This window comes from Arthrobacter sp. ok362, from assembly GCF_900102785.1.
Taxonomy (GTDB): domain Bacteria; phylum Actinomycetota; class Actinomycetes; order Actinomycetales; family Micrococcaceae; genus Arthrobacter.
Window position 1 is genome coordinate 130,239 of record NZ_FNGC01000010.1, and the last position, 26,088, is coordinate 156,326.

The following is a 26,088-nucleotide window of genomic DNA, read 5'->3' on the forward strand; positions in this document are numbered from 1 at the left end:
TCTTGTCACCACTGGACATGTCCTCTTCTGGGGCCGAGGCGTGGACCTGTACCCGTTGTGCGCTGTCTTGGGCGCGAAGAATGGGCATGTCCAGCGGTGGGTGCTGGCGCGGTTTCCTGTCACCAGTGGGCATGTCCTCCGCTGGGGCCAAGGCTTGGACCTGTACCCGTTGTGCGCGGTCTTGGGCGCGAAGAGTGGGCATGTCCAGCGGTGGGTGTTGGCGCGGTTTCCTGTCACCGGTGGGCATGTCCTCTGCTGGGGCCGAGGCTTGGACCTGTACCCGTTGTGCGCGGTCTTGGGCGCGAAGAATGGGCATGTCCCGCGGGGGAGGGAGGGCATGTCCACTGGAGGCCGGGGCCGCCGATTATTCGGCCTGCGGCGCCGCGCCTAGAATCGTTAAGTGACTTATCAAGCAGCAACAGGCGATCTCCTGCCCGGTTCGGCGGCAGTGCCGGCCCGCGCTGAGGAGCGCTCGGCCGTAATCGACCTCGACGCCATCCGGCACAACGTCCGCCGCATCGCAGCCGTGGCCTCACCCGCGCAGGTCATGGCCGTGGTCAAGGCCGACGCGTACGGGCACGGTGCCGTCCAGGTGGCCCGGGCTGCCCTCGGTGCGGGGGCCAGTTGGCTGGGCGTGGCCCACATCTCCGAGGCTCTCGCCCTGCGCGCCGCCGGGATCGAGGCGCCGCTGCTGGCCTGGCTGCACACCCCGGACAGCAACTTCGGCGCCGCCGTGGCCGCCGGAATCGACATCGGTTGCTCGGGCTGGGAACTGGACCGGATAGTGGCCGCCGCCCGCGAACAGGAACGGCCCGCCCGTGTCCACCTGAAGGTCGACACCGGGCTCGGCCGCAACGGCGCCACGCTCGACGCCTGGGACAGCCTGGTGGGTGAAGCCATGGAACACCAGGACCAGGGCCTGCTCCGGGTCGTGGGGATCTTCTCCCACCTGGCCGTCGCCGACGAACCCGAACGGCCCGAAACCGACGAGCAGCTCGCCGCGTTCCGCCAGGTCCTCGCCGTCGCCCAGGACGCCGGCGTGGACCCCGAGGTCCGCCACCTGGCCAACACGCCGGCCACCCTCTCCCGGCCGGACACCCACTTTGACCTGGTCCGCGTGGGTCTGGGCCTGTACGGGCTGTCCCCCTTCGAGGGGCAATGCCCGGCCGAGCTCGGGCTGCGCCCGGCCATGACGGTCCGCACTGTGGTTTCGCACTGCAAGGACGTGCCCGCCGGCCAGGGCGTTTCCTACGGGCTGAACTACCGCACGGACGGAGTCAGTACCCTCGGGCTCATCCCGCTCGGCTACGCCGATGGCGTGCCGCGCATCGCCACCGGTGGTCCCGTCCGGGTCGAGGGCGTGAACTACCCGGTCGTGGGGCGCATCGCGATGGACCAGATGGTGATCGACCTCGGACCCCGCCACGTGGCGGCCGGCGGCCGGAGCATCCTCGGCGCCGAGGCAGTGCTGTTCGGCGACGGCGCCGACGGCGGACCCACGGCCGATGACTGGGCCAGGGCCGCCGGCACCAACAACTACGAGATCGTCACCCGGATCAGCCCCCGCGTGCCGCGCCGCTACCTTCACGAAGAGCCCTCCGCCGGCGAAGAGCGGCCGTGAGCGGGCCCGCGTGGGAACGAAGCCTTGAGGTCCGGACGGCGGCGGAGACGCACGCGCTCGCCGCGGCCCTGGGCGCCGTACTGCAAACCGGCGACCTGCTGGTCCTGACCGGCGAACTGGGCGCCGGCAAGACCACCTTCACGCAGGGGCTGGGGGAGGGGCTGGGTGTGCGGGCCGGCATCATTTCGCCGACCTTTGTCCTGGTGCGCATCCACCCCAATCTGCCCGGAGGACCCCGGCCGGGCGGTCCGGACCTGGTGCATGTGGACGCCTACCGGCTGGAGTCGGTCGCAGAAATCGATGACATCGATCTCGAAAACACCATGGACAGCGCCGTGACGGTGGTCGAGTGGGGCCGCGGCCGGGTTGAGCACCTGAGCGACAGCCGGCTTGAGGTCGAACTCCACCGCCCGCGCGGAGGCGCCGCGGGCACTGGCGCCGGGGGCATGCCCGCCCCGGTTCATCCCGCCGGGGCACCGCCTGCGGCCGCCGATCCCGGCGTGCTGGATTTCGACACGGACGACGACGACGAGCCGCGGACCGTCGTCATCCGCGGCTTCGGCCCGCGCTGGGCCGAAGCGCCGGCACTCCCCGGCGTCGAGCCCGTGCCCGGCGTCGAGTCCGTGACCGGCGTCGAGCCCGTGCCCGGCGCCGAGCCCGTGACCGGCGTCGAGCCCGTGCCCGCCACCGCACCCGTGCCCGAGACCACGCCCCAGACCCCGGAACGGAACCCCTGATGCTGATCCTCGCCATCGACACCTCCGCCGTCGCCAGCGCCGCGCTGGTCTCCGACGACGCACCGGAATCTGTGCTCGCCAGCTTCGCCACCGAAGACACGCGCACCCACGCGGAGGTCCTGGCCCCCGGGATCGACGAGCTCCTGGCCGAGGCCGGCGTCAGCGGCCGCGACGTCGACGCAATCGTCACCGGCGTCGGTCCCGGACCCTTCACGGGACTGCGCTCCGGGATCGTAACCGCCCGCACCCTCGCCTTTGTCTGGGGCAAGCCGCTGTACGGCGTCATGAGCCTGGACGCGATCGCCCTGGAAGTAGCCGAATCCACCGACTCGGCCGCGGAATTCATTGTCGCCACCGACGCGCGCCGCAAGGAAGTGTACTGGGCCCGGTATACCCTCTCCGATGCCCAGCTGCCGCACCTTGCGGACGGCCCGCACGTGGGATTCGCCGCGGATCTGCCGGATCTGCCGGTCTACGGCGCCGGTGCCGGAATCTACTCCGACGCCGTCAAGGCGGTCGCCGAATTCAGCACCCGGCAGCCCGAAGCACTCTCGCTGGGCCAGTTCGCACTCGCCCGGCTCGCAGCCGGGGAACAACTCCTGGACTCCAGTCCCCTGTACCTGCGCGAATCCGACGCCCAGGTGCCCGGACCCCGGAAACGTGCCCTGTGAGCCGGGAACGCGCCGCACCGCTCAGGCTGCCTGGCGGGATCACCCTGCGGGACATGGAGCCCGCGGACATTCCGGTGGTCCACGCGCTGGAACGCCGGCTGTTTCCGGTGGATGCCTGGCCGCTGCAGATGTTCCACGACGAGCTGGCGCAGACGGATACCCGCCGCTACCTCGTGGCGGAGTTCCACGGCGGGATTGTGGGCTATGCCGGGCTCATGTGCATCGAACCGATCTCGGACGTCCAGACCATCGCCGTGGTCCCCGAGCAGGAAGGCAAGGGCATCGGCTCGGCCCTGCTCACCGAACTGATCGTGGAAAGCCGCCGCCGCCACGCCCAGGACGTGCTGCTGGAGGTCCGGGCGGACAACCCCCGCGCCCAGCAGCTCTACCGGCGCTTCGGCTTCGACCAGATCCACGTCCGGCCCCGCTACTATCGCGACGGCGTCGACGCCCTGATCATGCGGCTGCAGCTGCCCCGCGAACCACTCAGCCCCCAGCCAAAGGAAGCAGGCCGGCCATGAACCGCACCCAGCCGCTCGTGCTCGGCATCGAGTCATCCTGTGACGAAACCGGCGTCGGCATCGTCCGGGGAACCGCTCTGCTGACGAACACCGTGTCTTCCTCCATGGACGAACACGTCCGTTTCGGCGGCGTGATTCCCGAGATCGCCTCCCGCGCCCACCTCGACGCGTTCGTCCCCACCCTCGAGGAGGCCCTCGCGGAGGCGGACGTGTCGCTCACGGACATCGACGCGATCGCCGTCACCTCCGGGCCGGGCCTGGCGGGGGCACTCATGGTGGGGGTGTGCGCGGCCAAAGCGCTCGCCGTCGCCACCGGGAAACCCCTCTACGCCATCAACCACCTTGTCGCCCACGTCGGCGTCGGGCTTCTGCAGCAGGGCGGCGGCACGCCGGCGCCGTCCGGCGCGCCGGCGCCGCAAACCCCGCCGCACGCCCTGCCGGAGAACATGGGCGCACTCCTGGTGTCCGGCGGCCACACCGAGATCCTGCGGATCCGGAGCATTACGGACGACGTCGAGCTGCTGGGCTCCACGATCGATGACGCCGCCGGCGAGGCCTATGACAAGGTGGCGCGGCTCCTGGGCCTCGGCTACCCCGGCGGTCCGGCCATCGACAAGCTCGCGCGCACCGGCAACGCGAAGGCCATCCGGCTCCCGCGCGGCCTCACCCAGCCCAAGTACATGGGGACCGCCGAGGAACCCGGGCCGCACCGCTACGACTGGTCCTTCAGCGGACTCAAGACCGCCGTCGCCCGCTGCGTGGAACAGTTCGAGGCCCGCGGCGAGGAGGTCCCCGTGGCGGACATCGCCGCGGCCTTCCAGGAGGCCGTGGTGGATGTCATTACCTCCAAGGCGGTGCTCGCCTGCCGCGAGAACGGGATCACGGAGGTCCTCCTGGGCGGCGGCGTCGCGGCCAACTCGCGGCTGCGCCAGCTCACCGAACAGCGCTGCAGCGCCGCCGGGATCCGGCTGACGGTCCCGCCGCTGCCGCTGTGCACGGACAACGGCGCCATGGTGGCGGCACTCGGGGCGCAGCTGGTGATGGCCGGAGTGGAACCAAGCGGAATCGGCTTTGCCCCCGACTCCTCGATGCCGGTCACGACAGTCTCCGCCTGAGGTTTCGCCTGCCGGAACTTGGCCAGATTCAGGCTTCGACCGCCTGAAACTCCCCCCGTGGGTGCCTGGTGCGCGCCGGAGCTAGGCTTCCGGCCCCTGGCGCATCTGCTTGACCAGATCCAGGACGACGGCGCGCAGGTCCCCGCCGTGCTCGGCGGCAACCCGGCGCTGGCGCTGGTAGCCGGCGCCGCGCTTGATGATCTTCTCGACGTCGGCCAGTTCGGCGCTGCAGCCCAGCTTCGCCGCCACGGGCTCAAGCCGCTTGAGTGTCTCGCGCAGGTGCTCCGTCACGAGCTGCTCGTTGCCCTCGGCGTCGAGGATGATGATTGCGTCCAGGCCGTACCTAGCCGCGCGCCACTTGTTCTCCTGGACATGCCACGGCGGCATCGTGGGAATGGTGCCGCCGTTCTCCAGCGTCGTGGAAAATTCGTCGACCAGGCACTGCGTCAATGCAGCGATCGCACCGACGTCCTCGAGGGTCGCCAGGCCGTCGCAAATGCGCATCTCGATGGTGCCCAGGGCCGGAACGGGGCGGATGTCCCACCGGATCTCGGAGAGCGTGTCAATCACACCGGTGGTGAACATGTCCTGCACATAGGCCTCGTAGTCCTCCCAGCTGGCGAACTGGAACGGCAGCCCGGCGGTGGGCAGCTGCTGGAACATGAGGGCGCGGTGCGAGGCATAGCCGGTGTCCTCGCCGCCCCAAAACGGGCTGGACGCGGAGAGCGCCTGGAAGTGCGGGAAGTAATTGACCAGGCCGTCCAGAACCGGAAGGACCTTGTCCCGGCTGTCCAGGCCGACGTGCACGTGGACGCCGTAGATGACCATCTGCCGGCCCCACCACTGGGTCCGGTCAATGAGCTTGGCGTAGCGTTCTTTGTCCGTGACGGGCTGCAGCTGGGGCGGGCTGAAGGGATGGCTTCCGGCACAAAAGATCTCCACGCCCATGGGATCGGTAACGTCCCGGACGGCCGCGAGCGAGCTGCTCAAATCCGCTTTGGCTTCCGCGACGGTGGTGCAGATGCCCGTGACGAGCTCCACGGTGTTCAGCAGCAGTTCCTGCTTGATGTGCGGGTGCTCGTCGTCCTCATTGAGTTCGGGGTGCCGGGCAGCGACGCCGCGGAGCACCTGGTTCGCCACGGAGGCCAGCTCGCCTGTCTCGGCGTCGACGAGCGCCAGCTCCCATTCCACGCCAAGAGTCGACTGCCTGGATGAAGCGAACTCGATCTTCATGTGGTCCCTTCACTGTTTTGCTGTCACTGGCCGCGGTCCTGGTGGGAAATGCGCTGGCAAACACCCTCGGACGTGCCACCGGCGGTGGCACGTGACATTTCCCCACACCAGAGCGCCGGCCGGGCTGCTGGCAGGGCTACGGGTGGTCCAAGTCTAGTGCAGGGGCGCCCCCGGGACGGTGCCAAAGGGACCGCTGGTGCGTGAGTGTATTCACAAAGCGGCTGGTCAGCGACGGTGCGCGCGGCGGCTGGGGTGGCCGGGCCCATCCTGGCGTTTAATGGAGCCGTGCCCATTCTGAACAAAGACATGACCCTGTGTATCTCGCTCTCGGCCCGGCCCAGCAACAACGGGACGCGCTTCCACAACCATCTGTACGAGCAGCTGGGCCTGAACTGGATCTACAAGGCCTTCGCCCCGACCGACCTCGCCCAGGCGATCGCCGGCGTGCGCGGCCTCGGCATCCGCGGCTGCGCGGTGTCCATGCCCTACAAGGAGGCCGTGATCGCCCTCGTTGACGTCATGGACCCGTCGGCGAAGGCCATCGATTCGGTCAACACCATTGTCAACGACGGCGGCCGGCTCACCGCCTACAACACCGACTACACGGCAATCGAGCAGCTCCTGCGCAGCAACGCCGTCCCCACGGGCTACTCGGTGCTGGTCCTGGGCTCGGGCGGCATGGCCAAGGCCACCGTAGCCGCGCTGCGGGATGCCGGCTTCAAGAACGTGACCGTCGTGGCCCGCAATGAAGACTCCGGCCGCGCCCTGGCCGACCAGTACGGCTTCGTCTGGAGCGCGGAACTGGGCCCGGCGGAGTCCGGCACCGGCACGGCCGACTTGCTGATCAACGTCACACCTATTGGTATGGCAGGGAGTATGGCAGGCGGACCGGACGCGGAGGCGCTGTCCTTCCCGCAGGAGGCCATTGACGCCGCAAAGGTGGTGTTCGACGTCGTCGCCCTCCCGGCCGAGACACCGCTCATCAGGGCCGCCCGCGCGGCCGGCAAGACCGTGATCACCGGAGCCGAGGTTGCCACGATCCAGGCGCTGGAGCAGTTCGTCCTTTACACCGGGATCCGGCCCACGGACCAGCAGATCAGGTCCGCCGAGGAGTTCATGCGGGCCCAGTAGCGCTGTAGCCCTGTAGCCCTGTAGCCCGCGCGTCCCCCCGGGATCCTGCGCCGGCGGGGCTAAACGGGCTCCACCGAGATGGCCACCCGGTCCTCGCCGATCCTGGTGAGGACCAGGGTGGCCGTCTTCTTGCTCTTGGCCTTTGAACCGGCCGGTTTTCCGCCGGGGAGGAGTTGCTTGCGCAGCTCTTCCGGCGTGACGGCCGTGCCGCGCTTCTTGATGTCCAGGACGCCGATCCCCTCGTCCTTGACCCAGGACTTGAGCGCCTTGACGTTGAACGGCATCACGTCCAGGACCTTGTAGGCCTTGGCGAACGGGGTGTCCTGCAGGTCCGGGGCGCAGATGTAGGCGATGTGCTCGTCCACGAGATGCCCGCCCAGCTGGAGAGCGACGTCGGCCACCAGCCCGGCCCGGATCACCGCCCCATCGGGCTCATACAGATAGCCCTCCACGGCACCGACGGGCGCCACCGGGCCGCCCCCGAAGTCCTCGCCGCTGGTGAGTTCGGCCGCCCCAAGAGGCCCGAGCACGAGGGCTGCGCGCCGCACCCCGGTCCGCCGCACCGCGTTGAACCACAGGGCAACCTCGGTCACGTCCCCGCCCACGGAGACCCACTGCGCCTCGCAATCGGCCGGCACTGCATCGTGCGGCATGCCCGGTCCCATCTTCACTCCGATAGCGCGGCCTGAGCCGGCCAGCGACTCCACGAAGGACAGGGGAGGGGAGAAATCCTCCGGATCCCAGATCCGTTTGGTTCCCGAGGTGGACGTGGTGCGCCGAGCCGGGTCGAGCCAGACGCCGTCGATCCCCTCGAGCGACACCGAGGTGGCATCCGAATGGACCACGGTGGCATTGCGGAACGGGATCAGGTTCATCGTGGCGCAGGCGGCCGTGGCCTCGTCCATTTCCACCGCGGTAACCACAAGGTCCAGGGAGGCCAGGGCCATCGCATCCGCCCCCAGCCCGCACCCGAGATCGGCGACGTGGCCGATCCCGGCCTCCGCGAACCGCTGCGCGTGCCGCGCCGCCACCGTGAGCCTGGTGGCCTGCTCCAGGCCGGCCTTGGTGAAGATCATCTGCCGGGCGAACTCGCCGAATTTTGCCTCGGCCTTGGTCCGCAGCCGCGACTGGGTCAGCACCGCCGAGACCATTTCGGGGGAGTGGCCGGCCTTGCGCAGCGCCGCGGTAAGGCGGAAGGCCTCGTCCTCGCGGTACGGGCCCAGCGACGCCAGCAGCTCCCAGCCCTCGGGCGTGAGGATCGGGGCAATATGTTCCTGCGGTGCGTCAGTCATGCCATCCAGCGTAGTTGAGCTCCGCGGGCACGCTGTGACCGGACCACGGGGGCTAGGCTTGACGGCATGGAAGACAGCGGCGCAGGCGACAGCATCTCAGAGGACACAACCGGGCAGGAGGCAGCCGGGAACGACGCAGGGCAGGGGCGCCGAAGCCCGCAGGGGCTGGCCCGCTACGCCCGGCCGGCACTGATCGCCGGCGCTGTGATCGCCGTCGTGTGCATCGCCCTTCTGGTGATCATCTTCTTCCTCGACTCCTTCAACGCCACCGTATATTCCGTCGGCGGCAACAACGTCCAGGACGCCACGGACGAGGCTCGGGCCATCCGCGACACCTATGCCGCTGCCCGGCTCGGCGGCATCATCTTCCTCATGGCAGGGATCCTGCTGGCCGCCGCCGGGACCGTGCTGATGTACCGGCACCGGAACGACGAAGGACAGGACACGGACGAAGACGACGGCCAGGACGTGGACTTCGAAGACCTCGCAGGCGAGTAGGCACGCGCCAGCAACGTCCACGCGGCCACAGGGCCACGGGGGCCACGGGACATGCCCACCCCTCGGTAGCAGGAGTGGACATGTCCTCCCGGGCAGCCCGCACCGATTGGGCATGTCCATCCCTCAGCTCGGGCAGAGAGCATGATGCCCAAGTGTCCACCGGCCGCACCAAAGAATGGGCATGTCCCTCTGGCGCGCCCGGGCCCGGTGGGGCATGTCCATCGCTCAGCGCTAGGACTGGACATGTCCCACTCGGCAGCCCGCGGCCGTAGGGCATGTCCAATGCTCAGCGCGGGCAGAGAGCATGATGCCCAAGTGTCCACGGGCCGCACCAAAGAATGGGCATGTCCCTCTGGCCCGCCCGCACCCGGTGGGGCATGTCCAACGCTCAGCAGGAACGGACATGTCCTCCCGGGCAGCCCGCGGCCGTAGGGCATGTCCATCCGTCAGCGCGGGCAGAGAGCATGATGCCCAAGTGTCCACGGGCCGCACCAAAGAATGGGCATGTCCCGCGGGCCCGCCCCGACAGATTGGGCATGTCCACCGGGGAAAATGTTCACCGGGGACGAATTTCTGGCACTCGCCTTGACCGAGTGCTAACCATTTACATAGAGTCGTCATTAGCACTCTCCCTAGGAGGGTGCTAACACATGAAGCGCGTTCCGCCAGGCACGCTGCCGGCACCGCGACGACGGTCTGTGCGCCTTGGCATCGCCGCTTCATAGTCCACGAATTTGCTGACGAAAAGGAGAGGTCCGAGTGTCGGTCTCTATTAAGCCTCTTGAGGATCGTATTGTTGTCCGCCCGCTCGAAGCCGAGCAGACCACGGCTTCCGGCCTGGTTATCCCGGACTCCGCACAGGAGAAGCCGCAGGAAGGCGAAGTTGTTGCAGTAGGCCCCGGCCGCTTCGATGACAACGGCAACCGCGTTCCCGTTGACGTTGCCGTTGGCGACGTCGTCATTTACTCCAAGTACGGTGGAACCGAAGTCAAGACCGGCGGCACCGAGTACCTCGTGCTCTCCGCCCGCGACGTTCTGGCGATCGTCGTAAAGTAACTCTCTTGGACCCCCGCGCAGCCGATCCTTCGCATTGAATGGATCAGTTGCGCGGGGTTCTGTCTTGAAAGGACAAAACCATGGCAAAGCAGCTTGCGTTTAACGACGCTGCCCGCCGGTCGCTTGAAGCCGGCATCGATAAGCTCGCCAACACCGTCAAGGTCACGCTGGGCCCGCGCGGCCGCAACGTCGTACTGGACAAGAAGTGGGGCGCCCCCACGATCACCAACGATGGCGTGACCATCGCACGTGAAGTCGAGCTGGACGACCCCTACGAGAACCTTGGCGCGCAGCTTGCCAAGGAGGTCGCCACCAAGACCAACGATGTTGCCGGTGACGGCACCACCACCGCCACTGTCCTGGCCCAGGCCCTGGTCAAGGAAGGCCTGCGCAACGTAGCGGCAGGCGCCGCACCGGGCGAGATCAAGCGCGGCATCGAGGTTTCGGTCGAGGCCGTCGCCGCCCGCCTGCTGGAGAACGCGCGCCCGGTTGAAGGCACGCAGGTTGCCAACGTTGCCGCAATCTCCGCCCAGAGCGACGAGGTCGGCGAGCTCCTGGCCGAGGCGTTCGGCAAGGTCGGCAAGGATGGTGTGATCACCATCGAGGAATCCTCCACCACGCAGACCGAGCTGGTCCTCACCGAGGGCATGCAGTTCGACAAGGGCTACCTGTCCCCGTACTTCGTCACCGACGCGGAACGCCAGGAGGCGGTCCTCGAGGACGCCCTGATCCTGATCAACCAGGGCAAGATCTCCTCGGTGCAGGATTTCCTGCCGCTGCTGGAAAAGGCGCTGCAGAGCTCCAAGCCGCTCTTCATCATTGCCGAAGACATCGAGGGCGAGGCCCTGTCCACGCTCATCGTCAACCGCATCCGCGGCACGCTGAACGTCGTCGCCGTCAAGGCACCGGGCTTCGGTGACCGCCGCAAGGCCATGCTCCAGGACATCGCGACCCTCACGGGTGCGCAGGTTGTCTCCCCGGAGCTGGGCCTGAGCCTGGACACCGTTGGCCTCGAGGTGCTGGGCACCGCACGCCGCATCACGGTCACCAAGGACAACACCACGATCGTCGACGGCGCCGGTTCGGCCGAGGACGTCGCCGCCCGTGTTGCCCAGCTGCGCGTCGAGCTGACACGCACCGATTCGGACTGGGACAAGGAAAAGCTGCAGGAACGCCTGGCCAAGCTGGCCGGCGGCATCGGCGTGATCAAGGTTGGTGCTGCCACCGAGGTTGAGCTGAAGGAAAAGAAGCACCGCATCGAGGACGCCGTGTCCTCGACCCGCGCTGCCCTCGAAGAAGGCATCGTGGCCGGCGGCGGCTCCGCCCTCATCCACGCGCTGAAGGCGCTCGACGAGGACGCTGCCGTCCAGGCCCTCGAAGGTGACGCGGCTGCCGCCGTCGGCATCGTCCGCCGCGCCCTGACCCAGCCGCTGCGCTGGATCGCCCAGAACGCCGGCTTCGACGGCTATGTCGTCGTTGCCAAGGTGGCCGAATCCGCCGTGAACCAGGGCTTCAACGCCAAGTCCGGCGAATACGAAGACCTGATCGCGGCCGGCGTGATCGACCCCGTGAAGGTGACGCGTGCCGCTCTGCGCAACGCGGCCTCCATCGCGGCGCTGGTCCTCACCACGGAAACCCTCGTGGTCGAGAAGCCTGCTGAAGAAGACGAGCACGCAGGGCACAAGCACTAGGCTCCGCCCGCACAAAGGACGGCCCGGCATCTTGCCGGGCCGTCCTTTTTTGTGCTGGGGTTGTGCCGGGGTTCTGCTGCGCTTTTGCAGGGGTTCTGGCTGCAAATTGCCAGGATTCTGGCGCCGAGACCCCGTCATTCCGGCAGTCCCCGGTCCGGCGGGTCTTAGCGGGCGGCCGCAGCGCCGGGCAGTCAGCCCCGTGAACGGTCCGCCCTGCGCCGCAGCCGCAGTGCGGCGTCCGGCGGCAGCCGTTTGGTCACCAGCCGGTAGAAGACGAGAACCCCGACGGCGGCCACCACGATTCCCAGCAGGTTCAGGAACAGCTGCAGGGCGGACCCGGCCGCCTTCTGATACTCGCCCAGGACCAGTGCCACGGCCACAAACCCTGCCGCCGGCACCGTGGTGACCGAGATGAACACCCCGACCAGCGCCGCCGAGCGCCGGCTGATGACCGACAGCATCCCGGCTATTCCGGCCAGCACGGCGACGATCAGGGAATACGGGCCCGGATGGTAAATGAATTCAACCGCTGAACCGCGGTCCAGCGCGTCACGCGGAAACAGCCCGAGCGGCACGGACAACCAGGCCGCCAGGGCGGCAGCCAGCATCGCGACGGGAAAGCCGACGCCGAGGGCCAGCGCCGCGTCGCGTCCGAGCCGCCGCTGGCGCCGGACCAGAGCCACGGCCAGCGCAGCCAGCGGGCCGAACTCGGGGCCCACGGCCATGGCGCCGACGATCGCAATGGTGGAGTCCGTCACGATGCCGATGGCGGCCAGCTGGGTCGCCAGGACCAGGAAGGTCAGAAAACTCCACGTCAGGCGCGAATCTTCGCCGGTCTGCCGCGACACCTCGTCCCAGATCACGGCGTCCGCGCCCTCACCAGGGGCCTCCGCCTCCGCCCGGTCGGACCGGTCCGAGAGCACCAGATCCGGCGCGATGACCGAAATTGATCCCCGCTGCTGGACATCGAGGACGTGCAGCTTCTCCACGAGCCCCTCCACGGATTCGCGCGCCAGTAGGACCTCGATAACGTCCCCGGGGGGCATGACGGAAGCACTCTTGGCCAGCGCGACTTCCGAGGCGCCGACGTGATTTGTACAACTTTCGACAACAACTCCGGACAACTCAGCCGGGACACAAATGCGCAGCTGCACGATCACTTAGCGGCCTCCTCAGACTCGTACCAGCCTAGCTTCCGCCCGCGGCCGACGCCGCCGGCCGGCTCCGCGAGTGCGACGCCGGCCGGTTCCGCGAGTGCGCCGCCAGCCGGGCGCGTGGGGACTCCCGGCCCGGGCAGCGGGGGCGCCCGCGGGGCACCGGCGATTGGCCAAGAAAATTACGTTTCGGTAACATTGATGTTTTGGAAACTGGCCGGAAGGGTTATTTGTGTCGAGTGAGCGAACCACCGCCACCCCGCCACGTGCGGACGCAGGTACTCCGGCGAGCCGAAAAACAAGCTACCGCCCCGAAGTCCAGGGCCTTCGCGCCCTCGCGGTCCTCATGGTGGTCACCTACCACGTGTGGCTGGGTCGGGTTTCCGGCGGCGTAGATATCTTCCTTCTCATTTCGGCATTCCTGATGACGCTCAGCTTCACCCGGAAGGTCGAGAGCGGCGCGCCGCTCCGGCTGCTGAGCCATTGGCTTCATCTGCTCAAGCGCCTGCTGCCCGCCGTCGTCGTGGTGATCCTGGGCGTCCTCGCCGGCACTTGGGCCATCCTGCCGCAAAGCCGCTGGCCCGACGTCCTTGAGCAGGCCTGGGCCTCCCTGCTGTACCGGCAGAACTGGCTCCTGGCGGACACCGCCGTGGACTACTACGCCCAGGACCATTCCGGTGCGAGCCCGCTCCAGCACTTCTGGTCACTCTCGATCCAGGGCCAGGTGTTCGTGCTTTGGCCGCTCATTTTTGCCGGCACGGCGCTTCTTTCCCGACTGCTCCGCCGCTGGACCGGCAAGGACCAGGCGCCGCTGCGCTACCGGTCCCTGCTGGCCGTGGCCTTCGCTGCCATCTTCACGGTGTCCCTCGCGTACTCGATTCAACAGACCGCAACGAACCAGGCCCACGCGTACTTCGATACCGGCGCCCGGCTCTGGGAGTTCGCCCTCGGCTCGCTCCTGGCCCTCGCCCTGCCGTACGTGAAGCCGGGCAAGATCCTGCGCGTCGTTCTGGGCTGGGCCGGCCTGGTGGCCATGCTCTCCTGCGGGCTGCTGCTGACCGTGGACCGTTCCTTCCCCGGATTCATTGCGCTGTGGCCGACGCTGGCCGCCGCCGCGATCATCACCGCCGGCCAAAGCGGCAGCCGGTTCGGCGTCGACCGCTTCCTGACCTGGAAACCCCTGGTGGCGCTGGGAGACAACTCCTATGCGCTCTACCTCTGGCACTGGCCGTTGCTGGTCCTGGCCCTCGCCGGGGCGGGCATCACGTCACCCAACCTGTTCCAGGGGCTGTGCATCGTTGCCGCGTCCGTCGTTCTGGCCGTGCTCACCACCCGCTTCGTCGAGAAGCCGCTGCGCGAATGGCACTGGCCCAAGCGCCGCGCCTGGCGGACCGCCGTCGTGATTGCCGCCTGTGGTGCCTTGCTGGCCGGTCCCGTCGCCGTGTGGCAGAGCCAGCTCGTCGCCGACGAGGCCGAGGCGGCATCCCAGCCCAAGGAACTGACCCCCGGCGCGGCCGCGCTGGCACCGGAAAACGCCGGCAAACCCACCCCGGAGGCGAAGATCATCCCCGCGCCGGCGGCGATGAAGAACGAGTGGGCCGACATCGACGGGCTGTGCACGGACGGAAACGTCCCCAGCGACCCCTTACTGCAGGGCTGCCTGCAGAACAACAAGCCGGAGAAGGTCACCAAGCGGATCGTGGTGCTCGGTGACTCGCACGCCCAGCAGTACATGGCGGCACTTGGCCCCATCGCGAAGAGCCACGGCTGGGAAGTGGTCACCCTCCTGAAGGGCAACTGCCGCTTTGGCGGGGAGTCCCCGGAGCGGGACGCGGACTGCAACGCCTTCAACAGGGCCAGCACCCAGTACGTCCTGGACCACCACCCCGACGCCGTTTTCACGGTTGCGTCCCTGACCCACAAGGAAGCGCCGTTCGAGACCGAGGTGCCGCAGTACCTGGAGGGCATCAAACCCTTCACCGACGCCGGCATGGACGTGGTGGGCATCCGCGACAACCCCCGCTTCAACATCAACATGCCCGAGTGCGTCCAGAAAAACGGCGAAGACGCGGCGGAATGCAACGTCCCGGAGCAGGAATCGCTCGCCGGGTCCTCGCCACTCGACGCGTACCGCGGCCAGGTGCCCAGGCTGGCCCTGATGGACATGAGCGATTTCATCTGCGCCAACGGAACCTGCCCCCCGGTGGTCGGCAACGTGTACGTCTACAAGGACGACAACCACCTGACCAAGACGTACGTCCAGACCATGATCCCCATGTTCGAAAAGCGGCTGCTCGCCGCCACCCGCTGGAAATAGGCCAGCCCCGGCCGGCCGCACCGGTCGCCGGGCCGGCCCGGCGGGCCACGCCGGCCGCCCGGGCCGGCCGCCGGGCCGCTGCGGGCGGACGGGGGAACCTGCGGGCATGGGGCGGCTCACATCGAAGCCGCACATTACTGCCCCGGAATATGGCTATCGCCGCCAAGGTTCTACTATTTATTCAGGACTTCTGCACAACCTGATGCACAACCTGCTGCATAACCTTCTGCACAGACCAGACCCGTAATGACGGGCTGGTCATCTGTTGCAACCCCTACCCGTGAACCCCGTAACCCAAGGTAAGAGGCGCACTCATGACCCAGCCCGAACACAATCCCTTCGGCTTCATCGGCCTGACGTACGACGACGTCCTGCTCCTGCCCGGCCACACCGACGTGATCCCCTCCGAAGCGGACACGTCCTCCCGGATCTCCAAGCGCATCACGGTCCAGACCCCGCTGCTCTCCGCCGCGATGGACACCGTCACGGAGTCCCGGATGGCCATCGCCATGGCGCGCCAGGGCGGCCTCGGCGTCGTGCACCGCAACCTCTCCATCGCCGACCAGGCCGACCAGGTGGACCGGGTCAAGCGCAGCGAATCCGGCATGATCACCAACCCCCTGACCATCGGCCCCGAGGCCACGCTGGCCGAGCTGGACGACATCTGCGCACGCTACCGCGTCTCCGGTCTCCCGGTGGTGGACGAGGGCAACCGGCTGCTGGGCATCGTCACCAACCGCGACACCCGCTTCGTGCCCGAATCTGACTTCCCGCTCCGGCTGGTCAGCGACGTCATGACCAAGATGCCGCTCGTCACCGGGCACGTCGGCATCAGCCGCGAGGAAGCCTCGCACAAGCTGGCCACGAACAAGATCGAGAAGCTCCCGCTCGTTGACGAGCAGGGCCGGCTCAAGGGCCTGATCACCACCAAGGACTTCACCAAAGCCGAGCAGTACCCGCTCGCCACCAAGGACGAGGAAGGCCGCCTGCGCGTCGGCGCGGCGATCGGCTTCTTCGGCGACGGCTGGGAACGCGCCATGACGCTTGTGGACGCCGGCGTGGATGCCCTCTTCGTGGACACCGCGAACGGCCACTCCCAGGGTGTGCTGGAGATGATCCGCCGGCTCAAGTCCGATCCCGTTGCGGCGCACGTGGACATCATCGGCGGCCAGGCCGCCACCCGCGAAGGTGCCCAGGCACTGATCGACGCCGGTGCCGACGGCATCAAGGTCGGCGTCGGTCCCGGATCAATCTGCACCACCCGCGTGGTGGCCGGCGTCGGCGTCCCGCAGATCACCGCCATCTACGAGTCGGCGAAGGCCGCCATCCCGGCCGGCGTCCCGCTGATCGCCGACGGCGGCCTGCAGTACTCCGGTGACATCGGCAAGGCGCTCGTCGCCGGCGCCGACACCGTGATGCTCGGCTCCCTCCTGGCCGGTTGCGACGAATCCCCGGGCGACCTGATTTTCGTCAACGGCAAGCAGTTCAAGAGCTACCGCGGCATGGGCTCCCTTGGCGCCATGCAGACCCGAGGCAAGAACACCTCCTATTCCAAGGACCGCTATTTCCAGGCCGACGTCTCGGGCGACGACAAACTCATCCCGGAAGGCATCGAGGGCCGGGTCGCATACCGCGGTCCGTTGTCGTCGGTGGCGTACCAGTTGGTCGGCGGCCTCCGCCAGACCATGTTCTACACCGGCGCCCCGACCGTGGCCGAGCTGAAGGCGCGCGGCAAGTTCGTCCGCATCACCCCGGCCGGGCTCAAGGAATCGCACCCGCACGACATCCAGATGACGGTCGAAGCCCCGAACTACGGGTCACGCTAAGACCCGCCCTATACAGGTGGGCCCGCCGAAACCACAGTTTCGGCGGGCCCACCTGTTTCAGGGGCGGCACACCCTTTTTGGGCGGACCGTTTCCAGCGGCGGCGCCGCTCACGCCTGCTCCGGGTCCCGGAACTAGGCTGGAGGCATGTCCGAACTCCTGCCGGCACGTGCGCCCAAACGCAAGCTCGCGCTCAAGCCCTACGCCCAAGCCGTGGCACAGGTGCTGCGGGTGAGCTTCCGGGCCTCACCCGCCGCCGTCGTCATGAAGGTCCTCGGCTCGCTGATCTCGGCACTCCTGCCGCTGGTCACGACGTACTTCGCCGCCCTGACCACCACAGCACTGGCCGCCGCCTACGCGGGCGACGCCGCCGCCGGCGGGCAGGCCGTCGTCTACGTCATCATCACCGCGGCACTCGGGCTCTTCTGGGGATCGTTCAGCAGCGTGGACCGCTACATCCAGCAGCTCATGAGCTTCCGGGTCGGCGCGATCGTCGGCGATCTCATGTACGAGCGCTTCCTGACCCTGGACTTCTGGCACTACGACGACAAAGAGACCGTGGACCTGTACGACCGCGCCAAGCGTTTCTCCGATTCCTATGCCCGCGTCCTGGACCGGATCGCTGCCATCTTCACCCAGCTCGTCTCGGTGCTCCTGGCCATCGGCGCGCTGCTGCTGGTCAGCTGGTGGATCGCCGTGATCGTCCTGATCGCGATCGTGCCCAGCGTTTACCTTCAGTTCAAGCTCTCCCGCGAACAGATCGCGCACTGGAACACCCAGGTCGATTCCCGCAGGCAGCGCAGGATGATCGAAACCAACCTCCTGCGCCCACAGCACATCGCCGAGATGCGGCTCTACGGGATTGTCGGCTACCTGATGGGGCTGCGTTCCCGGCTGCGGGACGCCGACGAAAAGCGCCGGCTCGACTTCCAGAAACGCTACATTCCCAAACAGCTCGCGGCCGATGCCCTGCAGTACGGCGCCGAGGTCGTCTCCCTGATCTGGGTGGTGGGCCAGATCATCGCGCACGCCCAGCCGGTGGGGCAGTTCCTCTATGTCCAGCAGATTGTCAGCCGCGCCCTGTCCACCGCCAACAACCTCGTCTCCTCGCTCAGCTCGATCGACGAGGACCTGGCGAACCTCAAGGACTACGAGCTCTTCATGGCGCTGCCCGTGCAGTCCGGCCACGCCCCGCCCCTGCTGCAGGCGCCGAAGACGGTGGAACTGCGGGACATCCGCTTCACCTACACCGGCAGCGAACTGGAGGTGATCCGCGGCATTTCGCTGACCATCAGGCAGGGCCAGCACATCGCGATCGTGGGGGAGAACGGCGCCGGCAAGTCCACCCTGATCCGCATCCTGGCCGGGCTGTACCGTCCCGATTCCGGGCAGGTGATGCTCGACGGCGTCGACCTCGCCGCCGTCGATGTCACATCCTGGCACCGGCACCTGGCGGTGCTCAGCCAGGAGTTCCTGAAGTATGAGTTCGCCACCGCGGCGGAAAACATCTTCTTCGGCGACGTCGATTCGCCCCGCGACGACGGACGGGTCCGCCGCTCCGCCGCGGATGCCGAAGCCCTCGAATTCATCAACAAACTCCCCAACGGCCTGGACAACCACGTCAGCAACTGGATGGAGGACCCGCGCGGCCGCAAGGGCTCCGGCCTTTCCGGCGGGCAGTGGCAGCGCCTGGCGATGGCGCGGAACTTCTACCGCAACGCCTCCTTCATGGTGATGGACGAGCCGACGTCGGCCATCGACGCGCTGGCCGAGCACCGGATCTTCACGCGGCTCTTCGCTGACCGCAGCAGCACCATCATCGCCATCAGCCACCGCCTCGCCACGATCGAAAAGGCCGACGTGGTCTACATGCTCGAGGACGGCCGCATAGTGGAACAAGGCACCCACAAGGAACTCGTGGCGCTCCGTGGCCGCTACTTCCGGATGTTCGAGTCCCAGCTGACCGTCCCGGATACCGAGAACGTCAGCGGCGAGTGAGGGGAGCCCCCTCGATGGTGGTGCGCACACGGGCCAGGCTGGGTTCCGGCGGGACACTGCTGACACCGAAGCCGACGGCTTCGACGGTCGGCGCGAACAGGATCCGGTGGCCGGAGGGCAGCTGGACCATCGCGTCCGTGAAGGGCCCGAACGGGGACTGCGTCCATAGGCCCACCACCGCGCGCAGGCCCGAGCCCGTGCCGATCCCGGCAATGTGCCCGTCGAAAATCCAGCGCTGTCCGTGACGCCAAAGCATGACGCCACAGTACGCCGAAGCGGCGCCCCGCGTCCGCTGGGATAACCTAGAGCAGTGACTTACGAGATTGAGATTGGCCGAGGCAAGCGTGGGCGTCGTGCCTACTCCCTGGATGACATTGCGATCGTCCCCAACCGGCGCACACGCGACCCCAAGGACGTCTCTGTCTCCTGGCAGATCGATGCCTACAAGTTCGACATGCCGGTCATCGCGGCGCCGATGGATTCGGCCATGTCGCCGGAAACCGTCATCGCCCTGGGCCGCCTCGGCGGACTCGGGGTGCTCGACCTCGAAGGCCTGTGGACCAGGTACGAGAACCCTCAGTCCGTGCTGGACGAGATCGGGGGCCTCGCGGACGAGACCAACAGCCCCGCCGTCACCCGGCGCATGCAGGAGCTCTACCAGGCGCCGATCCAGCCCGAGCTGATCACCTCGCGCCTCGCCGAGATCCGCGCCGCCGGCGTCACGGTGGCCGGCTCCCTGACCCCGCAGCGCACGCAGGAACACTACAAGACCGTGTTGGCCGCCGGCGTCGACATCTTCGTCATCCGCGGAACCACGGTCTCGGCCGAGCACGTCTCCAAGGACCACGAGCCTTTGAACCTCAAGCAGTTCATCTACGAACTCGACGTCCCCGTGATCGTCGGCGGCGCGGCCGGCTACACCCCGGCCCTGCACCTGATGCGCACCGGTGCCGCCGGCGTGCTGGTCGGCTTCGGCGGCGGAGCCACCACCACCACCCGCCGCGCCCTGGGCATCCACTCGCCGATGGCCTCCGCCATCTCCGACGTCGCGGCCGCCCGCCGCGACTACATGGACGAGTCCGGCGGACGCTACGTCCACGTGATCGCCGACGGCGGCATGGGATCTTCCGGTGACATCGTCAAGGCCATCGCCATGGGCGCCGACGCCGTGATGCTGGGCAGCGCCCTGGCCCGCGCCGACGAAGCCCCCGGCAAGGGCTGGCACTGGGGCCAGGAAGCCCACCACCTCGAACTGCCCCGCGGCGACAGGGTCAATGTGGGAACGGTGGGGCCGCTCGAAGAGGTCCTGTTCGGACCGGGCCACCACACCAACGGCACCTCCAACCTCGTTGGCGCGCTGCGCCGTTCGATGGCGACCACCGGCTACTCGGACCTGAAGGAATTCCAGCGCGTGGACGTCGTCGTCTCGCCGTACGCCGGCAACTGAACCCCCAGCCGGCGGTTGTTTGGCCCTGCCCATCCGGGAAACTAGGACGTAGTCTGGTGCCCTACGAGGTTTGACCCGGATGGAGGCATGACATGAACAGTTTTCCCGGCGGTTCTGCCGTGGCCGGAGGTGCCCTTGGGCCTGCGGAACGCGAGGCTTCAATCGCGGTGCTCAGGGGCAGCACGGCCCCCGGCAAGGAGCTCGACATCCTGATCGTGGGCGGAGGCATCGTGGGCGCCGGCGCCGCGCTTGACGCGGTCACCCGCGGGCTCAGCGTAGGCATCGTCGAGGCGAATGACTGGGCAGCGGGGACGTCGTCGCGTTCCTCGAAGCTCATCCACGGTGGCCTCCGGTACCTCGAAATGCTCGACTTCGGCCTGGTCAAAGAGGCACTGCACGAACGCGGCCTCATTCTCTCCGTGCTTGCACCGCACCTGGCCCGGCCGGTCCCGTTCCTGTACCCGCTCCACAAACCGTTCCTGGAACGGCCCTACATCGGCGCCGGAATCGCCCTTTACGACGCGATGTCCATCACCGGCGGGCACAGCCGCGGCGTCCCCTTCCACAAGCACCTGACCCGGCGCGGAACCCTGCGCGCCGCCCCCAGCCTCAAGAACGACGCCTTCGTCGGGTCCATCCGCTACTACGACGGGCAAGTCGACGACGCCAAGTACGTCGCCAACCTCGTGCGGACCGCGGCGCACTACGGCGCCCACGCGGTCAACCAGATGTCGGTTGTGGACTTCGTGCGCGAAGGCGAGCGCGTGGTCGGCGCCAAGGTGGTCAACCACGAGGACGGCTCCAGCTTCAACATCCGGGCCAAGCAAGTCATCAACGCCACCGGAGTCTGGACCGACGAAACCCAAGCCATGGTGACAGACCGCGGGCAGCTCAAGGTGCGGGCCTCCAAGGGCATCCACCTCGTGGTGCCCCGGGACCGGATCCAGTCCACGGTGGGGCTGATCCTGCGGACCGAAAAATCCGTCCTGTTCGTGATCCCCTGGGGCAGGCACTGGATCATCGGGACCACGGATACCGACTGGCACCTCGATAAGGCCCACCCTGCGGCCTCCAGCAAGGACATCGACTACCTGCTGGAACACGTCAACAAGGTCCTCAAGCGCCCGCTGACCCGAGAGGACGTCGAAGGTGTCTACGCGGGGCTGCGTCCGCTGCTGGCCGGGGAAAGCGATTCCACCGCGAAGCTCTCCCGGGAACATGTAGTGGCCCACCCCGTACCGGGTCTCGTCGTGGTGGCTGGCGGTAAATGGACCACCTACCGGGTCATGGCCAAGGATGCGGTCGACGAGGCAACGCGCAGCATGGACGAGCGCGTCCCGCCCAGCTGCACGGAGTCCGTCCCGCTGCTGGGCGCGAGCGGTTTCAAGGCCGCGTGGAACCAGCGGAACCGGATGGCTGAGGAGACCGGCGTCCACGTGGCCCGGATCGAACACCTGCTCAACCGTTACGGTGCCATGACGCCTGAGGTGCTGGCGCTCATCGCCGGCAGCCCGGAACTGGCGGAGCCGCTGCCGGGTGCGGACGACTATCTGGCCGCCGAAGCCGTCTACGCGGCCACACACGAGGGCGCCCGTCATGTCCAGGACGTCCTGACCCGCCGCACCCGGATTTCGATTGAGGCGTGGGACCGCGGTGTGTCCGCCGCTCCGGTAGTCGCTAAACTGATGGGAGACGTTCTCGGCTGGAGCGATGCGCAGCGCGAGGGCGAAATCAAGCACTATCTGGCCCGGGTCGATGCCGAGCGCCTGAGCCAGGAGCAGCCGGACGACGAGTCCGCCGATGCCGCACGGCTGGGCGTGGAGGACATCGTGCCCCTGCGCTGAGACTCAGCGCAGGCCGGCAGTGCGGATTAGAACGCTAGTCATTGGACTGCCGGCCGGCGTGCACTGACGCCACTTCGAAGGGACATCTCTTGGCGGAACCACTGGACCGGTACGACGCCGAGCTCACCACACCCGAGATGGTGATCCTGGAAATGGATGCCACGGACAAGCTCGACGCTACATCCCAGCTCGCGGTACGCATGCATGCGGCCGGACGAATTTCCGACCTCGAGGGCTTCCTCAAACAGGTCAACGCCAGGGAGCACCAGCTCGCCACCGGCCTGCCCGGCGGCGTGGGCCTGCCGCACGCCCGCAGCGAGCTGGTCTCCCAGACCTCCATCGCAGTCGGCATCACGAAGTACGGCAGGGCCCTCGACTTCGGTGCAGCGGACGGCCCGGCCACTGTGATTCTGCTCATCGCCACCCCGGCGAGCTCCTTTTCCGATCACCTCGAAGTGCTCGCGACGCTGGCACGCTCACTGTCGAAGGAGTCCTTCCGCGAGTCGCTCCGCCGCGCCTACGACGCCGAAGTGATCGCCGAACTGATCAATTCCAGCCTGGTCTTCTTCGACCATTAACAGATTGGGGCAGGCCCAACTGCTGCCGGCCCGTTTCGCTGTTCTACACAGGGACGAAGTACGGTTAAGAGGTGTTGAAAACTGCCCTCAAACCCCGCTGGATCGCAGGACTCGTGTTCGCGATCGCGATTTCCGGGGTGTTTGTGCTGCTCAGCCAGTGGCAGTTTGGCCGTTCAACGCAGCCAGAAGCCCCGGTCTCCACCACAACGGAGGAAACTCGCCAGCTCACCTCGGTCCTGCAACCTGGGGGATTCTTCCCCGGATCCGTGGCCGACCAGATGGTCTCCGCCACCGGCACCTACGACCCCCAGAAGCAGGTCCTCGTCCCCGGACGCCTCAACGACGGGGCGAAGGGCTACTGGATCGTCTCCGCCTTCGCGGTCAAGGACGGCCCGGTCCTGAAGGGCCGCGGGGCCACGCCGCAGACCTGGATTCCGGTCGCCCGCGGCTGGGTCGCGGATCCCGCTGACGCCGTGGCGCCGCCGTCGGGCACCATCGAACTGACCGGACGGCTGTTGCCCTCCGAGTCCCCGCTGGCGCACACCGATCCCGGACCCGGCCGCGCCAGCGCCGTCTCGGTCGCCGAGCTCATCAACGACTGGAACGTCAGCAGTTACCAGGGCTTTGTCGCCGCGAGCACCGAACTGGCCGGCGGCACCGACGTCGGGCCCTCAGCGGCCGGCGGCGACGTCAAACCCCTCCGGATCGGCCCGCAGCCGCCCGCGCAGCAGCTCAACTGGCTGAACCTCTTCTATTCCGTGGAATGGGTGGTCTTTGCCGGCTTCGCGTTGTTCATCTGGTGGCGGCTCGTCAAGGACGACTACCGCCGGGACCTCGAAGACGACCTCGACGAGCAACTGGCCGGGGACGAGCCCCACACCGAACACCACCCAGCCCAACACCACACGGCCGAACACCACACTGTCGAACACCACACGGCCGAACAGGCCACCGACCCGCATCCCACAGCCCCCCACCCCACAGACCCGAGAGTGCAATCATGATCGAGCCCCAGCCCGCCATCCAGCCGCAGACAACCAACGGCACGGGGAAGGCCGGCAAGAAGCGCCGCTTCGGCGGCACCGAGGCCCAAATCCGGTCCGCCCTGAAGTTCTACAAAGTGCTCGCCTACCTGACGGGCACAATGCTGCTGCTGCTCTGCGCCGAACTGATCGCCCGGTACGGCTTCGGACAGTACCTCTTCGCCGGCGGCACCAACGCCATCACCGGCCAGCCGTTCGGCCTCGGATTCGCCGACGCCGAGCCGCCCGGGGTGATCGGGGGCGTCAACCTGTCCATCACGGTCCTGATCGTGCACGGCTGGATGTACGTCGTGTACCTGATTTCCAACTTCCGGCTGTGGTCGCTCATGCGCTGGCCGTTCACCAAACTGGTGGTTATGGCCTTGGGCGGCGTCGTACCGTTCCTGTCCTTCTTCGTCGAGAAGAAGTTCCACACCGAAGTCGAGGCCGAACTCGCGGCGAACCCGCAGGCGCCCCAGCGATACTGAACCCCAGCGGTACTGAAGCCCAGCCGTTCTGAACCCCAGCGGTTCTGAACAGCGGCACGACGCCGGCAGCCGCCGTCGGGCGTGTGAGTTCGCTTACCTCCGCCCGTGATTCGGGGCCAGCGCCGGCTTCTCAATGTGCGGGCGGGCAGCGGCGCAAAGTAGGCTAGAGGGGTGACTACTCCCTCTGCATCCCAGACGTCCCACAGGCCCGTTCTGGTTGTTGACTACGGTGCCCAGTACGCGCAGCTGATTGCCCGCCGCGTCCGGGAAGCGAATGTGTATTCGGAAGTGGTTCCGCATACGTACAGCACCGAGCAGCTGCTGGCCAAGAACCCCGCCGCGATCATCCTCTCGGGCGGCCCCTCGAGCGTCTACGCTGACGGCGCCCCCCGCGTCGGTGCCGACCTCTTCGAGGCCGGAGTCCCGGTCTTCGGCATCTGCTACGGCTTCCAGGCCATGGCCAACGCCCTCGGCGGCAAGGTGGCCCAGACGGGGCTCCGCGAATACGGCGCCACCGAGACCACCACCTTGGGCGAGGGCCGCTCCATCCTGGCTGGCATGCCCCAGCACCAGAGCACGTGGATGAGCCACGGGGACTCCGTCCATGAAGCCCCCGAGGGCTTTGAGGTCCTCGCGACGACGGCGGGCGCCGACGTCGCCGCGTTCGCCAATGAGGACAAGCGCCTCTACGGCGTCCAGTGGCACCCCGAGGTCAAGCACTCCGCCTATGGCCAGCAGGTCCTGGAAAACTTCCTCTTCAAGGGCGCCGGGCTGGAACCGAACTGGACCACCGGCAACATTCTGGAAGAACAGGTCCAGCGGATCCGCGAACAGATCGGCGACTCCCGGGTCATCTGCGGCCTTTCCGGCGGCGTCGACTCGGCAGTGGCCGCCGCCCTGGTCCAGCGCGCAGTGGGCGACCAGCTGACCTGCGTCTTCGTAGACCACGGGCTGTTGCGCGAGGGCGAAGCCGAACAGGTCGAACGTGACTTCGTGGCCGCCACCGGCGTCAAGCTCTACGTCGCCAACGAGCAGGAGCGCTTCCTGAGCGCCCTTGCCGGCGTCAGCGACCCCGAGACCAAGCGCAAGATCATCGGCCGCGAATTCATCCGCGCCTTCGAGGAAGCCGAACTGGCGATCATCGCCGAAGCAGCGGCGCACGGTGAAAAGATCAAGTTCCTCGTCCAGGGCACCCTGTACCCCGACGTCGTCGAATCCGGCGGCGGCGAGGGTGCGGCCAACATCAAGAGCCACCACAACGTGGGCGGGCTCCCCGAGGACCTGCAGTTTGAACTGGTTGAACCGCTGCGCGCCCTGTTCAAGGACGAGGTCCGCGCGGTCGGCGCGCAGCTCGGCCTGCCGCAGGAAATCGTCGGACGCCAGCCCTTCCCCGGCCCGGGCCTCGGCATCCGGATCGTCGGCGATGTCACCAAGGAACGCCTCGACCTGCTCCGCAAGGCCGACGCGATCGCCCGCGCCGAACTGACCGCCGCCGGACTGGATGACGAAGTGTGGCAGATGCCCGTGGTGCTGCTGGCGGACGTCCGCAGCGTCGGCGTCCAGGGCGACGGCCGCACCTACGGACACCCGATTGTCCTGCGCCCCGTGTCCTCCGAGGACGCCATGACCGCCGACTGGTCGCGGCTGCCCTATGATCTCCTGGCCCGGATTTCCAACCGGATCACCAACGAGGTGGACGGCGTCAACCGCGTGGTGCTGGATGTGACCAGCAAGCCGCCGGGAACCATCGAGTGGGAATAGCAATGTGAATGGCCGGCCTTTCGAGGCCGGCCATTTCATTTGGTTCCTGACAATTCGAGCTGAATTTCGCACCGCCCCAGTGTTGCGGC

The 26,088-nt window shown here is 67.7% G+C and carries 22 protein-coding genes; 18 read left to right on the top strand and 4 right to left on the bottom strand.

Annotated features, from left to right (window positions below; translation table 11 throughout):
- Positions 1 to 400: 400 nt before the first annotated feature.
- The 5 genes from alr to tsaD are packed head-to-tail and all read left to right on the top strand — an operon-like array spanning position 401 to position 4,665.
- A complete protein-coding gene (gene alr / locus BLQ10_RS14395) occupies positions 401 to 1,621 on the top strand; it encodes an alanine racemase (RefSeq protein ID WP_091563195.1) in 1,221 nt (406 codons plus the stop codon).
- A complete protein-coding gene (gene tsaE / locus BLQ10_RS14400; RefSeq protein WP_254785571.1) occupies positions 1,618 to 2,358 on the top strand; it encodes a tRNA (adenosine(37)-N6)-threonylcarbamoyltransferase complex ATPase subunit type 1 TsaE in 741 nt (246 codons plus the stop codon). Before alr ends, tsaE begins: the two co-directional genes overlap by 4 nt.
- Positions 2,358 to 3,029 (top strand): tRNA (adenosine(37)-N6)-threonylcarbamoyltransferase complex dimerization subunit type 1 TsaB, encoded by a 672-nt coding sequence (tsaB, locus tag BLQ10_RS14405; protein ID WP_091563196.1) that lies wholly within the window; start codon positions 2,358 to 2,360, stop codon positions 3,027 to 3,029. Before tsaE ends, tsaB begins: the two co-directional genes overlap by 1 nt.
- 53 nt (positions 3,030 to 3,082) lie before the next feature.
- Positions 3,083 to 3,550, top strand: a complete 468-nt coding sequence (gene rimI, locus BLQ10_RS14410; RefSeq protein WP_091563374.1) for a ribosomal protein S18-alanine N-acetyltransferase — start codon at positions 3,083 to 3,085, stop codon at positions 3,548 to 3,550.
- Positions 3,547 to 4,665, top strand: coding sequence for a tRNA (adenosine(37)-N6)-threonylcarbamoyltransferase complex transferase subunit TsaD (gene tsaD, locus BLQ10_RS14415; protein ID WP_091563198.1), 1,119 nt, complete (start codon positions 3,547 to 3,549; stop codon positions 4,663 to 4,665). Before rimI ends, tsaD begins: the two co-directional genes overlap by 4 nt.
- Before the next feature lie 81 nt (positions 4,666 to 4,746).
- Here the strand turns inward: tsaD and BLQ10_RS14420 are convergent, their stop codons facing one another.
- Positions 4,747 to 5,898, bottom strand: a complete 1,152-nt coding sequence (locus BLQ10_RS14420) for a glutamate--cysteine ligase (protein WP_091563200.1) — start codon at positions 5,896 to 5,898, stop codon at positions 4,747 to 4,749.
- 285 nt (positions 5,899 to 6,183) lie between these two features.
- Here BLQ10_RS14420 and BLQ10_RS14425 point away from each other — a divergent pair, with 285 nt between their 5' ends.
- The gene (locus tag BLQ10_RS14425) at positions 6,184 to 7,029 is read left to right on the top strand and encodes a shikimate 5-dehydrogenase (protein ID WP_302847325.1); all 846 of its coding nucleotides are present in this window, start codon (positions 6,184 to 6,186) and stop codon (positions 7,027 to 7,029) included.
- A gap of 59 nt (positions 7,030 to 7,088) precedes the next feature.
- Here BLQ10_RS14425 and BLQ10_RS14430 read toward each other — a convergent pair whose 3' ends face one another.
- Positions 7,089 to 8,321, bottom strand: a complete 1,233-nt coding sequence (locus BLQ10_RS14430) for a class I SAM-dependent methyltransferase (RefSeq protein ID WP_091563202.1) — start codon at positions 8,319 to 8,321, stop codon at positions 7,089 to 7,091.
- A gap of 66 nt (positions 8,322 to 8,387) precedes the next feature.
- On the opposite strand from BLQ10_RS14430, the gene BLQ10_RS14435 reads away from it, so the two are divergent.
- The 3 genes from BLQ10_RS14435 (at position 8,388) to groL (ending at position 11,566) form a co-directional block, all read left to right on the top strand.
- On the top strand, positions 8,388 to 8,819 hold the full coding sequence (locus BLQ10_RS14435) for a hypothetical protein (protein WP_091563204.1): 432 nt from the start codon (positions 8,388 to 8,390) through the stop codon (positions 8,817 to 8,819).
- Between the two features lie 759 nt (positions 8,820 to 9,578).
- Entirely contained in the window at positions 9,579 to 9,875 is a 297-nt protein-coding gene (groES, locus tag BLQ10_RS14440) for a co-chaperone GroES (RefSeq protein WP_028275747.1), read from the top strand.
- Positions 9,876 to 9,955: 80 nt separating this feature from the next.
- On the top strand, positions 9,956 to 11,566 hold the full coding sequence (groL, locus tag BLQ10_RS14445) for a chaperonin GroEL (protein WP_091563206.1): 1,611 nt from the start codon (positions 9,956 to 9,958) through the stop codon (positions 11,564 to 11,566).
- A 191-nt stretch (positions 11,567 to 11,757) separates the two neighbouring features.
- On the opposite strand, the gene BLQ10_RS14450 is transcribed toward groL, so the two are convergent.
- A complete protein-coding gene (locus BLQ10_RS14450) occupies positions 11,758 to 12,726 on the bottom strand; it encodes a DUF389 domain-containing protein (RefSeq protein WP_091563207.1) in 969 nt (322 codons plus the stop codon).
- A 226-nt stretch (positions 12,727 to 12,952) separates the two neighbouring features.
- Here BLQ10_RS14450 and BLQ10_RS14455 point away from each other — a divergent pair, with 226 nt between their 5' ends.
- The 3 genes from BLQ10_RS14455 to BLQ10_RS14465 all read left to right on the top strand — a co-directional run bounded on the left by BLQ10_RS14455 (position 12,953) and on the right by BLQ10_RS14465 (position 18,859).
- Positions 12,953 to 15,037, top strand: a complete 2,085-nt coding sequence (locus tag BLQ10_RS14455) for an acyltransferase family protein (RefSeq protein WP_091563209.1) — start codon at positions 12,953 to 12,955, stop codon at positions 15,035 to 15,037.
- A gap of 314 nt (positions 15,038 to 15,351) precedes the next feature.
- Entirely contained in the window at positions 15,352 to 16,863 is a 1,512-nt protein-coding gene (gene guaB / locus BLQ10_RS14460; protein WP_091563213.1) for an IMP dehydrogenase, read from the top strand.
- A gap of 145 nt (positions 16,864 to 17,008) precedes the next feature.
- A complete protein-coding gene (locus BLQ10_RS14465) occupies positions 17,009 to 18,859 on the top strand; it encodes an ABC transporter ATP-binding protein (protein ID WP_091563215.1) in 1,851 nt (616 codons plus the stop codon).
- Here the strand turns inward: BLQ10_RS14465 and BLQ10_RS14470 are convergent.
- Positions 18,846 to 19,115 (bottom strand): hypothetical protein, encoded by a 270-nt coding sequence (locus tag BLQ10_RS14470; RefSeq protein WP_091563217.1) that lies wholly within the window; start codon positions 19,113 to 19,115, stop codon positions 18,846 to 18,848. The two genes, BLQ10_RS14465 and BLQ10_RS14470, sit on opposite strands and share 14 nt — an antisense overlap.
- 54 nt (positions 19,116 to 19,169) lie before the next feature.
- Between BLQ10_RS14470 and BLQ10_RS14475 the strand changes: the two genes are divergently transcribed.
- From BLQ10_RS14475 to guaA, 6 genes are all read left to right on the top strand, one after another.
- Positions 19,170 to 20,306: a GuaB3 family IMP dehydrogenase-related protein gene (locus tag BLQ10_RS14475; RefSeq protein ID WP_091563219.1), complete on the top strand. Its 1,137-nt coding sequence runs from the start codon at positions 19,170 to 19,172 to the stop codon at positions 20,304 to 20,306.
- Between the two features lie 92 nt (positions 20,307 to 20,398).
- Positions 20,399 to 22,150, top strand: coding sequence for a glycerol-3-phosphate dehydrogenase/oxidase (locus BLQ10_RS14480; RefSeq protein WP_091563221.1), 1,752 nt, complete (start codon positions 20,399 to 20,401; stop codon positions 22,148 to 22,150).
- Between the two features lie 89 nt (positions 22,151 to 22,239).
- A complete protein-coding gene (locus tag BLQ10_RS14485; protein WP_091563223.1) occupies positions 22,240 to 22,728 on the top strand; it encodes a PTS sugar transporter subunit IIA in 489 nt (162 codons plus the stop codon).
- 71 nt (positions 22,729 to 22,799) lie between these two features.
- Positions 22,800 to 23,732 carry an SURF1 family protein gene (locus tag BLQ10_RS14490; RefSeq protein WP_091563224.1) on the top strand — a complete coding sequence of 311 codons (933 nt, stop codon included), beginning with the start codon at positions 22,800 to 22,802 and terminating at the stop codon, positions 23,730 to 23,732.
- Complete coding sequence (locus BLQ10_RS14495) at positions 23,729 to 24,238, top strand: DUF3817 domain-containing protein (protein ID WP_091563226.1); 510 nt, start codon at positions 23,729 to 23,731, stop codon at positions 24,236 to 24,238. Before BLQ10_RS14490 ends, BLQ10_RS14495 begins: the two co-directional genes overlap by 4 nt.
- 171 nt (positions 24,239 to 24,409) lie before the next feature.
- Positions 24,410 to 25,999, top strand: coding sequence for a glutamine-hydrolyzing GMP synthase (guaA, locus tag BLQ10_RS14500; RefSeq protein WP_091563227.1), 1,590 nt, complete (start codon positions 24,410 to 24,412; stop codon positions 25,997 to 25,999).
- The last annotated feature ends 89 nt before the right edge of the window (positions 26,000 to 26,088 follow it).

What these genes read in the sequence shown, in the direction of transcription:
- tsaB (WP_091563196.1), top strand. Translation starts at nt 2,358, where the DNA reads ATGCTGATCCTCGCCATCGACACCTCCGCCGTCGCCAGCGCCGCGCTG.
- rimI (WP_091563374.1), top strand. Translation starts at nt 3,083, where the DNA reads ATGGAGCCCGCGGACATTCCGGTGGTCCACGCGCTGGAACGCCGGCTG.
- tsaD (WP_091563198.1), top strand. Translation starts at nt 3,547, where the DNA reads ATGAACCGCACCCAGCCGCTCGTGCTCGGCATCGAGTCATCCTGTGAC.
- BLQ10_RS14420 (WP_091563200.1), bottom strand. Translation starts at nt 5,898, where the DNA reads ATGAAGATCGAGTTCGCTTCATCCAGGCAGTCGACTCTTGGCGTGGAA.
- BLQ10_RS14430 (WP_091563202.1), bottom strand. Translation starts at nt 8,321, where the DNA reads ATGACTGACGCACCGCAGGAACATATTGCCCCGATCCTCACGCCCGAG.
- BLQ10_RS14435 (WP_091563204.1), top strand. Translation starts at nt 8,388, where the DNA reads ATGGAAGACAGCGGCGCAGGCGACAGCATCTCAGAGGACACAACCGGG.
- groL (WP_091563206.1), top strand. Translation starts at nt 9,956, where the DNA reads ATGGCAAAGCAGCTTGCGTTTAACGACGCTGCCCGCCGGTCGCTTGAA.
- guaB (WP_091563213.1), top strand. Translation starts at nt 15,352, where the DNA reads ATGACCCAGCCCGAACACAATCCCTTCGGCTTCATCGGCCTGACGTAC.
- BLQ10_RS14465 (WP_091563215.1), top strand. Translation starts at nt 17,009, where the DNA reads ATGTCCGAACTCCTGCCGGCACGTGCGCCCAAACGCAAGCTCGCGCTC.
- BLQ10_RS14470 (WP_091563217.1), bottom strand. Translation starts at nt 19,115, where the DNA reads ATGCTTTGGCGTCACGGACAGCGCTGGATTTTCGACGGGCACATTGCC.
- BLQ10_RS14480 (WP_091563221.1), top strand. Translation starts at nt 20,399, where the DNA reads ATGAACAGTTTTCCCGGCGGTTCTGCCGTGGCCGGAGGTGCCCTTGGG.
- BLQ10_RS14495 (WP_091563226.1), top strand. Translation starts at nt 23,729, where the DNA reads ATGATCGAGCCCCAGCCCGCCATCCAGCCGCAGACAACCAACGGCACG.